The organism is Streptomyces sp. NPDC029674 (assembly GCF_044903205.1).
Lineage (GTDB): Bacteria > Actinomycetota > Actinomycetes > Streptomycetales > Streptomycetaceae > Streptomyces.
This window is the reverse complement of record NZ_JBJDPY010000007.1, coordinates 256,775-268,625: the sequence shown is the minus strand read 5'-3', so window position 1 is coordinate 268,625 and position 11,851 is coordinate 256,775. Positions and strand designations below refer to the sequence as shown.

8 protein-coding genes are annotated in these 11,851 nt (G+C 69.7%); 3 read left to right on the top strand and 5 right to left on the bottom strand.

What is annotated here, in order from left to right; translation table 11 throughout:
* Positions 1–5 precede the first annotated feature (5 nt).
* Positions 6–1,592 carry a Na+/H+ antiporter gene (locus ACI2L3_RS19235; RefSeq protein WP_404753536.1) on the top strand — a complete coding sequence of 529 codons (1,587 nt, stop codon included), beginning with the start codon at positions 6–8 and terminating at the stop codon, positions 1,590–1,592.
* A gap of 17 nt (positions 1,593–1,609) precedes the next feature.
* On the opposite strand, the gene ACI2L3_RS19230 is transcribed toward ACI2L3_RS19235, so the two are convergent.
* The gene (locus tag ACI2L3_RS19230; protein WP_404753535.1) at positions 1,610–2,701 is read right to left on the bottom strand and encodes a mechanosensitive ion channel family protein; all 1,092 of its coding nucleotides are present in this window, start codon (positions 2,699–2,701) and stop codon (positions 1,610–1,612) included.
* Positions 2,702–2,770: 69 nt separating this feature from the next.
* On the opposite strand from ACI2L3_RS19230, the gene ACI2L3_RS19225 reads away from it, so the two are divergent.
* A complete protein-coding gene (locus ACI2L3_RS19225) occupies positions 2,771–3,340 on the top strand; it encodes a dienelactone hydrolase family protein (RefSeq protein WP_404753534.1) in 570 nt (189 codons plus the stop codon).
* Positions 3,341–3,350: 10 nt separating this feature from the next.
* On the opposite strand, the gene ACI2L3_RS19220 is transcribed toward ACI2L3_RS19225, so the two are convergent.
* The 4 genes from ACI2L3_RS19220 to ACI2L3_RS19205 form a co-directional block, all read right to left on the bottom strand.
* The gene (locus tag ACI2L3_RS19220; protein WP_404753533.1) at positions 3,351–5,009 is read right to left on the bottom strand and encodes an alkaline phosphatase D family protein; all 1,659 of its coding nucleotides are present in this window, start codon (positions 5,007–5,009) and stop codon (positions 3,351–3,353) included.
* Positions 5,010–5,092: 83 nt separating this feature from the next.
* Positions 5,093–5,911 (bottom strand): thioredoxin domain-containing protein, encoded by an 819-nt coding sequence (locus ACI2L3_RS19215; protein WP_404753532.1) that lies wholly within the window; start codon positions 5,909–5,911, stop codon positions 5,093–5,095.
* A gap of 42 nt (positions 5,912–5,953) precedes the next feature.
* Positions 5,954–6,637, bottom strand: coding sequence for a hypothetical protein (locus ACI2L3_RS19210; RefSeq protein WP_404753695.1), 684 nt, complete (start codon positions 6,635–6,637; stop codon positions 5,954–5,956).
* A 76-nt stretch (positions 6,638–6,713) separates the two neighbouring features.
* Positions 6,714–8,042 carry a DUF2252 domain-containing protein gene (locus ACI2L3_RS19205; RefSeq protein WP_404753531.1) on the bottom strand — a complete coding sequence of 443 codons (1,329 nt, stop codon included), beginning with the start codon at positions 8,040–8,042 and terminating at the stop codon, positions 6,714–6,716.
* Positions 8,043–8,265: 223 nt separating this feature from the next.
* Between ACI2L3_RS19205 and dnaE the strand changes: the two genes are divergently transcribed.
* Positions 8,266–11,808 (top strand): DNA polymerase III subunit alpha, encoded by a 3,543-nt coding sequence (dnaE, locus tag ACI2L3_RS19200; RefSeq protein ID WP_404753530.1) that lies wholly within the window; start codon positions 8,266–8,268, stop codon positions 11,806–11,808.
* The last annotated feature ends 43 nt before the right edge of the window (positions 11,809–11,851 follow it).

Sequence of the window (11,851 nt, the reverse complement as noted above, 5' to 3'; positions counted from 1 at the left end):
CACCCGTGGATCAACTGGCACTGGTGCTCATCCTGCTGCTCGGCGCCGTGCTCACCGTGCCCCTGGGGGACCGGCTCGGGCTGCCGGCGCCCGTCCTGATGACGCTCGTGGGCATCGGCATGGCCCTGCTGCCGTTCGTGCCCAACGTCGAGATCCCGCCGGACTACATCCTTCCGCTGGTGCTCCCGCCGCTGCTCTACGCCTCCGTGCAGCGCACGTCCTGGCGGCAGTTCACGGCCAACATCCGGCCCATCTTCCTGCTCGCCGTCGCCCTCGTGTTCGTGACGACGGCGGCGGTCGCCGCGATGGCCAACTCCGTCGTACCGGGGCTGCCGGTCGCGGCGGCCGTGGCGCTCGGGGCGCTCGTCGCGCCGCCCGACCCCGTCGCCGCGACCGCGGTCGCCGGGTCGCTCGGGCTGCCGCGCCGGCTCGTGTCGATCCTGGAGGGCGAGGGGCTCTTCAACGACGTCACGGCGATCGTGCTCTACCACGTGGCGATCGCGGCGGCGGTGAGCGGCACCTTCTCCTGGCCGTCGGCCGTGGGACTCCTGGTCCTTTCGGCCGTGGTCGCCATCGCCGTCGGCCTCGTGCTCGGCTGGCTCACCAACAAGCTCATGGGGCTGCTCGGTGACGCCACCCTGCAGACCGGCCTGACGCTCCTCGTGCCGTTCGTCAGCTACGTGCTCGCCGAGGAGCTGCTCGGCTCCGGCGTGCTCGCCGTCCTCACCACCGCGCTCTACCTCGCCGAGAACGCCGTCGACGCCGACGACGTGCTCGGGCGCATCACCGGACAGACCTTCTGGCAGATCGTCGACACCCTGGTCACCGGCATCGCCTTCGGACTCATCGGCCTCGAACTGCACAACGTCTTCGGCATCGCGAACGACCGCGAGTGGCACATGTTCGGCTGGGGCGCGGCCATCGTCGCCGTCGTCGTCGGCGTACGCCTGCTCTGGCTGCTGCCCGCGACCTGGCTGGCCAAGCGGCTGCACAAGCGGCGCGACGTCGACGAGGAGATCCCGACCACCTGGCGCGAGACCGTCGTCATGTGGTGGTCGGGGATGCGGGGCGTGGCCTCCGTCGCGCTGGCGCTCGCCATTCCGCTCAAGACGGACGACGGGACCCCGTTCCCGGCCCGCGACGAGATCATCTTCATCGCGTTCTGCGTCATCATGGCGACCCTCGTCGTGCAGGGGCTCACCCTGCCCTGGCTGGTGCGGAAGCTCGGGGTGCGCGCCGACGCCGACGCGGAGCGCGAGCTGGAGCGCGAGCTCGCCCTCCGCGCCGCCAAGGCCGCCAAGCGCCGCCTCAAGGAGATCCAGGAGGTCGAGGAGCTCCCCGACGACGTCAGCGAGCGGCTCCAGCGGGGCGCCCTCGACATCGGCACCAGGATCAGCCCCGACCTGCTCGACGACGAGCGGCGCGAGCGGTACGCCAAGCGCGTCGACCGCCTGAAGGCCGTCCAGCGCATCCAGCGCGAGATGATGTCGGCCGCCCGCCACGAAGTGCTCGCCGCGCGCAGCGAACCCGGCGCCGACCCCGAGGTCGTCGACCGGGTCCTGCACCACCTCGACGTGCGCAGCCTGCGCTGAGCGCCCGCCTTCGGGGTTCAGCCGCGGCCGGTGCGCGGCTGCTTCGGCGCCAGGTGCAGCGGGCGGTGGCCGTTCGGGCTCGGCTCCGCGGAGGCCGTGTTGACCCGGGGCAGCGCGTACGGATGGTGCTCGGTGAGCCACTGGACGAGCTGTTCGCGCACCGTGACCCGCACGGTCCAGATGTCGTCGGCGTCCTTCGCGGTGACCAGGGCGCGGACCTGCATGGTGCTCGGCGTCGTGTCCGTGACCGCGAGCCCCCAGTCCCGGCCGTCCCACGCCGCGCAGTCCCGCAGGATGTCCTGGAGCTTCTCGCGCATCTTGTGGACCGGCGCCGAGTGGTCCAGGTGGAAGAAGACCGTGCCGGTCATCTGCGCACCGCCGCGCGACCAGTTCTCGAAGGGCCTCGACGTGAAGTACGACACGGGCATGGTGATCCGGCGCTCGTCCCAGGTGCGGACCGCGAGGAACGTCAGGGTGATCTCCTCCACGGTGCCCCACTCGCCCTCCACCACGACGGTGTCGCCGATGCGCACCATGTCGCCGAAGGCGATCTGCAGGCCCGCGAAGAGGTTGCCGAGGGTGGACTGGGCGGCGACACCGGCGACGATGCCGAGGATGCCGGCCGAGGCCAGCAGCGAGGTGCCCGCGGCCTGCATGGCGGGGAAGGTCAGCAGCATCGCGGCGGTGGCCACCACGGCGACGATCGCGGTGACCACCCGCTGGATGAGCGTCACCTGCGTACGGACCCTGCGGACGCGGGCCGGGTCGCGGTGGACCGCCGCGTACCGCGCGTACGTGGACTCCACTATCGCCGCGGCGATCCGCACCACCAGCCAGGCCGTGGAGCCGATGAGCACGAGGGACAGGATCCGGCCGATGGCCGCCGAGTGGTCGCGGGCGAGCTCGGCGTGGTCGTAGGTCCCTCTCAGCAGGGCGGCGCACAGGACGACGTGGAAGGGGACGCGGCAGCGGCGCAGCAGACCCCACAGCGGGGTCTCGTGGTGCCGTTCGTCGGCCCGGCGCATAGCGAAGTCGACCAGCCAGCCGACCACCACTGTGAGCACGACCGAGCCGCCGATCACGATCAACGGGCGCAGTACGTTCTCCATGCCTCCGAGAGTAGGGGCACGGGGTGGCTCGGAGGGGAGGGGGCCCTGGGGGGATGGCACGATGGCTTCATGAACATCGTGCTTTTCCATTCGACGTACGGCCTGCGGCCCGCGGTGCACGCGGCGGCCGACCGGCTGCGTGCCGCGGGGCACGAGGTGTGGACCCCCGACCTCTTCGAGGGCCGCGTCTTCGACAGCGTCGAGGAAGGCAGGGCCTTTCAGAGCGAGCTCGGCAAGGACGAGATCCTGAAGCGGGCGATCCTCGCCGCCGCGCCCTATTCGGAGCGCGGGCTCGTGTACGCCGGCTTCTCGCTCGGCGCCGCGACCGCGCAGACCCTCGCCCTCGGCGACGAGAAGGCGCGCGGTCTGCTGCTCCTGCACGGCACGTCCGACATCGCGGAGAACGCGTCCGTGGACGAGCTGCCCGTGCAGCTGCACGTCGCCGAACCCGACCCGTTCGAGTCCGACGACTGGCTGAGCGCCTGGTACCTGCGGATGGGCAGGGCCGGGGCCGACGTGGAGGTCTACCGCTACGCGGGCGCCGGGCACCTCTACACCGACCCGGACCTCGACGACTACGACGCCGAGGCCACGGAGGCGACGTGGCGCACGGCGCTGGGCTTCCTGGAGACGCTCTAGTACATCGGGGTCAGTTCACCGGCGCGTGCACCCGCTCCACCTTCTGCGTGCCGCTGAGCGTGCGGTACGAACGGGCCCAGGACGAGGTCGCCGCGGGGTCGGTGCGGTCCGAGACGACGTAGTAGTCCATCTGGGAGCGCTCGGCGGTGACGTCGAGGACTCCGTAGCCGTGCGAGTCCATGTCGAGCCACTTCACATGGCGGTTGGCGGCCTTGAGGGCGCCCGCGGCCACGAGGGAGACCGTGTGCGGCGCGACGTTCAGCATGTCGTCGATGTTGTCGGAGCTCACCGAGGTGACCACGAACTCCGTGGCGGCCGACGGTGAGAGCGGGTACGTGGCCGCCCTGACCGGTACGTCGTTCGCCCAGGCCATGTGGATGTCACCGGTCAGGAAGACGGTGTTCCGGATCTTCCGGTCGCGCAGGTGGGATATGAGCTCCTTGCGGTCGTCCGTGTAGCCGTCCCACTGGTCGGCGTTGATGGCCAGGCCCTCCTTGGGCAGGCCGAGCAACTCCGCCAGCGGCTCCAGAAGATGAGCCGGCAGCGAGCCGAAGGCGACCGGCGAGATCATCACCGAGGTGCCGACCAGCTTCCAGGCCGCGTCCGAGGAGGCGAGGCCCGACTTCAGCCAGTCGAGCTGGGCGCGGCCGGTGAGCGTGCGGTCCGGGTCGTCGACCTCGCCGCTGCCGAAGCCCGCCTGCTCGGAGCGGAAGGACCGCAGGTCGAGCAGGTGCAGATCGGCGAGCCTGCCGAAGCGGACGCGGCGGTAGACGGTGCCCTCCGTGGAGGGGCGCACGGGCATCCACTCGAAGTACGCCTGCTTGGCCGCCGCCACGCGCTCCGCCCAGCCGCCCTCGCCGCCGGGAGTGTGGTTCACCGCCCCGCCCGACCAGGCGTTGTCGGCGAACTCGTGGTCGTCCCAGATCGCGATGACCGGGTGCGCCGCGTGCATCGCCTGCGCGTCGGGGTCTGTCTTGTGGACGCCGTGCCGGGTGCGGTAGTCGGCGAGCGTCTGTATCTCGTGCCTCGGCTCGTGCGGTCGTACGACGTCCTCGGCGGACGGGTACTCGCCGCTCTTGTACTCGTAGATGTAGTCCCCGAGGTGGAGGACCGCGTCGAGCTCGGTGCGGGCCGCGAGGTGGCGGTAGGCGGAGAAGTGGCCCGCCTCCCAGTTGGCGCAGGAGACCACGCCGAAGCGGATGCCGGGGGCGGTGGCGTCGTGCGCGGGGGTGGTGCGGGTACGCCCCACGGGGGAGTGGACGTCTCCTACGGAGAAGCGGAAGTAATACGTGGTCGCCGGGAGCAAGCCCCTTACATCTGCCTTGACCGTGTGGTCGGAGGCGGCCCGCGCGGTGGTGCTGCCGTGCGCCACGACCCGGGTGAAGCCCTTGTCCTCGGCGATCTCCCAACTCACCTCCGTGTCGGGGCCCTTGCCGGAGCCCGGCACGGCGTCCGGTGCGGGGGTCACGCGGGTCCACAGCAGGACGCCGTCGGGCAGCGGGTCTCCGGAGGCGACTCCGTGGTGGAAGGCGGGTCTCTCGGCGGCGTGCGCGGGTATGGAGGCGAGCGGTGCGGCGAGCGCGGCGCCGGCGGCCGCGGCCTTGACGACGGTACGGCGGCTCGGGGCCGAGGAGTTGAGCGACGGCTGAAGATCGTTTCGACTGGTCACGGGCGATCACCCTACTCAGCGGGGACCGCGAAGGCGGGCGAACTCCGGGAGTTCGCCCGCCCTTTACTCGCGTAGGTCTCGCGTCAGCCCTTGAGCGCCTTGTCGATCGCGGTCTTGTAGTCCTCGACCGTGCTGGGGGCGTTCTTCGAGCCGGGCGCGGTCAGCTGCTTGCCGTCCATGACGAAGGAGGGCGTGCCCTCGACGCCGTCCTTGTTGTCGTCGAACGTCTTCGACATCTCCAGGGCCCACCGGTCGTAGGTCCCCGCCTTGACGGCCTTCTTGAAGGCGGCGCTCTTCTTGAGCTCGGGCACCTGGTCGGCGGCGTCGATGAGGTACGAGTCGTTCTTGAACTTGTCGTCCTGCTCGGCCGGGTGGATCTTCGCCGAGAAGAGGACCTTCTTGTACTCGAGGAACGCGTCCTCGCTGACGTTCAGGGCCGCGCCCATCGCGCTGAGGGCGTTCCTGGAGCCCTCGCCCGGGATGGTCCGGTCGAGGAAGGTGGCGCCGATGAACTGGATCTTGTACTTGCCGTCCTTGACGTCCTTCTCGACGGTCGGGCCGACCGTTTGCTCGAAGCTCGCGCAGATCGGGCAGCGCGGGTCCTCGTAGACCTTGAGGGTCTTCTTCGCCGAGTCCTTGCCGAGGACGACCGTCGTGCCGTTCGCACCGGTGGTGTTCGCGGGCTTGACGAGCTTCTTGTCCTTGGCCTCTTCCCAGTAGCCGGGCTTGTTCGACTGCATGACGGCGTAGCCGACGCCGCCGGCGATCGCGAGGACGCCGACGATCGAGACGCCGACGATGGCGGCGCGCTTCCGCTTCTCCCGCTTGCGCTCGGCCTCCTGCTGGGCGCGGATGCGCTCGCGGGCGGCGGACTTGGCGGCCTGGCTGTTGCGCTTGCTCATGATCTTTTTCTCCGTGTGGGTGAACCGCGTGGGGTGCTGTGCTCAGGCGAGGACGGCCGAGCAAGGCGGTCCACGCCGCCCCACGAAGTGCACGAGCAGCCGCGTGCGCGCCGCCCGCACCCGGCGCACGGGGCGCGGCAGGCGGCGTACGGGCACGCGGCAGGTGGTGACCGCGGCGACCGCGATCAGCAGCGGCCGGAAGGTCGCGGCGGCGACCGCACGCAGGAGCTGGGCCAGGGCCCGCTCGCCGCGCCGCAGCCAGGCCGCCGCGAGGAGGCCCACGCCGACGTGCGCCCCGAGCAGCAGCCAGGCGGCGGCCGGATCCACGTCGGCGAGCAGCGCGGCGGGGCCGTGCCCCTCGGCGGTCATGCGGGCCAGCGGGGACCCGACGGGCGCCCCGCCGCACAGCACGTCGAAGCCGACGGAGCGCAGCGGGCCCGCGACGGGACCGCCCGCCTCGCCGTAACAGACGTGCTGGCCCGCGGTGAACACCGTGTCGGCGGCCAGTTCGAGAGGGATCAGCAGGGACGCGATCCGCCCGAAGCCGCGCTCGCGCCCCGCCGTCGCGTACGCGATGAGGAAGACGGGGGCGGCGATCGCCGCGACGGTGGTCAGCGGCAGGGGGACCCGGGACAGCAGCACGTGCGACGCGGCGGAGAGCGTCACGACGAGTGCCGTGAAGAGCGCCGCGCGCACGGCTCTGAGCTGGGTCCCGGATATGTCCATCGCGGAGGAGTGTGCCATGTGTTCCTGTGGGAGGCCCATAAAGGGTCGCTGTGTGCCTCCCTCGGTGGTCGGAGGCCTACAGACCCGGGATCCGGCCGTTGCGGAACAGGTCGACGAAGATCTGATGGTCGCCGCGTGCGCGTGCGCCGTAGCTGTGCGCGAAGTCCACGAGCAGGTCCGCGAAGCCGCCCTCGTCGGCCGCGATGGCGGCGTCTATGGCGCGCTCCGTGGAGAACGGCACCAGGTCCGAGTGCCCGCTCTCGTCGTCCGCCGCCGCGTGCATCGTGGCCGTGGCGCGGCCCAGGTCGGCGACGACCGAGGAGATCTCCTCCAGGTCGTCGATGTCCGACCAGTCCAGGTCCACCGCGTACGGCGACACCTCGGCGACGAGCTGTCCTGCGCCGTCCAGCTCGGTCCAGCCCAGCCACGGGTCGGCGTGCGCCTGGAGGGCGCGCTGCGAGATGACGGTGCGGTGCCCCTCGTGCTGGAAGTAGCCGCGGACCGCCGGGTCCGTGATGTGGCGGGAGACCGCGGGGGTCTGCGCCTGCTTGAGGTAGATCACGACGTCGTTCTCCAGGGCGTCGCTGTTGCCCTCCAGGAGGATGTTGTACGAGGGCAGGCCCGCGGAGCCGATGCCGATGCCGCGGCGGCCGACGACGTCCTTCACGCGGTACGAGTCGGGGCGGGTGAGCGAGGACTCCGGAAGCGTCTCCAGATAGCCGTCGAAGGCGGCGAGCACCTTGTACCGCGTGGCCGCGTCGAGCTCGATGGAGCCGCCGCCCGGCGCGAAGCGGCGCTCGAAGTCACGGATCTCCGTCATCGAGTCGAGCAGCCCGAAGCGGGTCAGCGAGCGGGCGTCGCGCAGCGCGTCCAGGAGGGCGCCCTGGGCGGTGTCCAGCGTGAAGGGCGGCACCTCGTCACTCTTGGCGCCCGTCGCAAGGTCGTGGATCCGCTCGCGGTACGCCGCGGCGTAGACCCGCACCAGGCCGGTGATCTGCTCGTCGCTGAGCGCCTTCGTGTAGCCGATGAGGGCCACGGAGGCGGCGAAGCGCTTCAGGTCCCAGGTGAAGGGGCCGACGTACGCCTCGTCGAAGTCGTTCACGTTGAAGATCAGGCGGCCCTGGGAGTCCATGTACGTGCCGAAGTTCTCCGCGTGCAGGTCGCCGTGGATCCACACCCGGCCCGTGCGGTCGTCCAGGTAGGGCCCGCCGTGCTGCTCGCGCTCCAGGTCGGCGTAGAACAGGCAGGCCGTGCCGCGGTAGAACGCGAAGGCGGAGGAGGCCATCTTCCGGAACTTCACCCGGAACGCGGCGGGGTCCGCGGCGAGCAGCTCGCCGAACGCGGTGTCGAAGACGGCGAGGATCTGCTCGCCGCGCTGCTCAGCAGTGGGCTGCGGGACCGACATCGCTGGGTGCCTCCTGGTGCGGGGTGGTGCGTGACATGGGGGCGGACGCGCCGCCCCGTGGGGCAGCTGTTCCGCCCCCCTCGGGACGGATGTTCCGCCCCTTCCAACGCTCGACCGTACCCCCGAGTGCCCGCCGGCTGTCACTGCCGCGGATTAGACTTCCCCGCTGTCCCCCCAGACTGCCCGCAGCCTGTTACCGACCGTTCTCCGGAGGCCTCCCGCCGTGACCAAGCCGCCCTTCACGCACCTGCACGTGCACACTCAGTACTCGCTGCTCGACGGTGCCGCGCGGCTGAAGGACATGTTCAACGCGTGCAACGAGATGGGCATGACGCACATCGCGATGTCCGACCACGGCAACCTCCACGGGGCGTACGACTTCTTCCATTCGGCGCAGAAGGCGGGCGTGACGCCGATCATCGGCATCGAGGCGTACGTGGCGCCGGAGTCGCGCAGGAACAAGCGGAAGATCCAGTGGGGCCAGCCGCACCAGAAGCGCGACGACGTGTCCGGTTCGGGTGGTTACACCCACAAAACGATCTGGGCGGCGAACAAGACCGGTCTGCACAACCTCTTCCGGCTCTCCTCGGACGCCTATGCGGAGGGCTGGCTCCAGAAGTGGCCGCGCATGGACAAGGAGACGATCTCCCAGTGGTCCGAGGGGCTGATCGCGTCCACCGGGTGCCCGTCGGGTGAGCTCCAGACGCGGCTGCGCCTCGGCCAGTTCGACGAGGCGCTGAAGGCGGCCGCCGAGTACCAGGAGATCTTCGGCAAGGACCGGTACTTCCTGGAGCTGATGGACCACGGCATCGAGATCGAGCGCCGGGTCCGCGACGGCCTCCTGGAGATCGGCAAGAAGCTCGGCATCCCGCCGCTGGTGACGAACGACTCGCACTACACGTACGCGCACGAGTCGACCGCGCACGACGCCCTGCTGTGCATCCAGACCGGCAAGAACCTCTCGGACCCGGACCGCTTCCGCTTCGACGGCACCGGTTACTACCTGAAGTCGACGGACGAGATGTACGCCATCGACTCCTCCGACGCCTGGCAGGAGGGCTGCCGCAACACGCTCCTGGTGGCCGAGCAGATCGACACCACCGGGATGTTCGAGAAGCGCGACCTGATGCCGAAGTTCGACATCCCGGAGGGCTTCACCGAGGTCACCTGGTTCCAGGAGGAGGTCCGCCGCGGCATGGCGCGCCGCTACCCGGACGGTGTCCCGGACGACCGGCAGAAGCAGGCCGAGTACGAGATGGACATCATCATCCAGATGGGGTTCCCCGGGTACTTCCTCGTGGTCGCCGACTTCATCATGTGGGCCAAGAACAACGGCATCGCGGTCGGCCCCGGCCGAGGCTCCGCGGCAGGATCGATCGTCGCGTACGCCATGGGCATCACCGACCTCGACCCGATCACGCACGGCCTGATCTTCGAGCGGTTCCTCAACCCCGAGCGCGTCTCCATGCCCGATGTCGACATCGACTTCGACGAGCGCAGGCGCGTCGAGGTGATCAGGTACGTGACGGAGAAGTACGGCGCCGACAAGGTCGCCATGATCGGCACGTACGGAAAGATCAAGGCGAAGAACGCCATCAAGGACTCCGCGCGCGTGCTCGGATATCCGTACGCGATGGGCGATCGCCTCACCAAGGCGATGCCCGCCGACGTCCTCGGCAAGGGCATCGACCTCGACGGCATCACCAACCCCAAGCACCCGCGCTACAGCGAGGCGGGCGAGATCCGGGGGATGTACGAGAACGAGCCGGACGTGAAGAAGGTCATCGACACCGCCAAGGGTGTGGAGGGCCTGGTCCGGCAGATGGGTGTGCACGCGGCCGGCGTGATCATGTCCAGCGAGCCGATCGTCGACCACGCCCCGCTCTGGACCAGGCACACCGACGGCGTGACGATCACGCAGTGGGACTACCCCCAGTGCGAGTCGCTCGGCCTGCTCAAGATGGACTTCCTGGGCCTGCGCAACCTCACCATCATGGACGACGCCGTCAAGATGGTGCGGGCCAACAAGGGCATCGACCTGGAGATGCTCTCCCTCCCGCTCGACGACCCGAAGACCTTCGAACTGCTCTGCCGCGGTGACACGCTCGGCGTCTTCCAGTTCGACGGCGGCCCGATGCGCTCGCTGCTCCGCCAGATGCAGCCCGACAACTTCGAGGACATTTCCGCCGTCTCGGCCCTCTACCGGCCGGGCCCGATGGGCATGAACTCGCACACGAACTACGCCGAGCGGAAGAACGGCCGCCAGGAGATCACGCCGATCCACCCGGAGCTCGAAGAGCCCCTGAAGGAGACGCTCGGCCTTACCTACGGCCTCATCGTGTACCAGGAGCAGGTGCAGAAGGCCGCCCAGATCGTCGCGGGCTACAGCCTCGGCGAAGCCGACATCCTGCGCCGCGTGATGGGCAAGAAGAAGCCCGAGGAGCTGGAGAAGAACTTCGTCCTCTTCCAGGCGGGCGCCCGGAAGAACGGCTACTCCGACGAGGCCATCCAGGCCCTGTGGGACGTCCTGGTCCCGTTCGCCGGCTACGCGTTCAACAAGGCCCACTCCTCCGCGTACGGCCTGGTCACCTACTGGACCGCCTACCTGAAGGCGAACTACCCGGCCGAGTACATGGCCGCGCTCCTCACCTCGGTGAAGGACGACAAGGACAAGTCGGCCGTCTACCTCAACGAGTGCCGCCGCATGGGCATCAAGGTGCTCCCGCCGAACGTGAACGAGTCCGTCCACAACTTCGCCGCGCAGGGCGACGACGTGATTCTCTTCGGCCTGGAGGCCGTCAGGAACGTCGGTACGAACGTGGTGGAGTCGATCATCCGCTCGCGGAAGGCGAAGGGGAAGTTCACCTCCTTCCCCGACTACCTGGACAAGGTCGAGGCGGCCGCCTGCAACAAGCGCACCACCGAATCGCTCATCAAGGCGGGCGCCTTCGACACCATGGGCCACACCCGCAAGGGCCTGACCGCGCAGTACGAGCCGATGATCGACAACGTGGTCGCGGTCAAGCGCAAGGAGGCCGAGGGCCAGTTCGACCTCTTCGGAGGCATGGGCGAGGAGTCCGGCGGCGACGAGCCCGGCTTCGGTCTCGACGTGGAGTTCTCCGAGGACGAGTGGGAGAAGACGTACCTGCTCGCCCAGGAGCGCGAGATGCTCGGTCTGTACGTCTCCGACCACCCGCTCTTCGGCCTGGAGCACGTGCTCTCCGACAAGGCGGACGCCGGCATCGGACAGCTCACCGGCGGCGACTTCTCCGACGGCTCCGTCGTCACCATCGGCGGCATCATCTCCGGCCTCCAGCGCAAGATGACCAAGCAGGGCAACGCCTGGGCCATCGCCACCGTCGAGGACCTCGCGGGCTCCATCGAGTGCATGTTCTTCCCTGCGACGTACCAGCTGGTGTCGACCCAACTCGTCGAGGACGCGGTGGTCTTCGTCAAGGGGCGCCTCGACAAGCGCGAGGACGTGCCGCGGCTCGTCGCGATGGAGCTCCAGGTCCCCGACCTGTCGAACGCGGGCACCAACGCGCCCGTGATCATCACCATCCCGACCGTCAAGGTGAGCCCGCCGATGGTCCACCGGCTCGGTGAGGTGCTCAGCCACCACCGGGGCAACAGCGAGGTGCGGATCAAGCTCCAGGGGGCCCAGAAGACCACCGTGCTCCGCCTCGACCGGCACCGCGTGAAGCCGGACCCGGCGCTCTTCGGCGACCTGAAGGTGCTGCTCGGCCCGTCCTGCCTGGCGGGCTGACCCGCCGCACGGACCCCGTTCTCCACGGCATGAGGGGCGCACC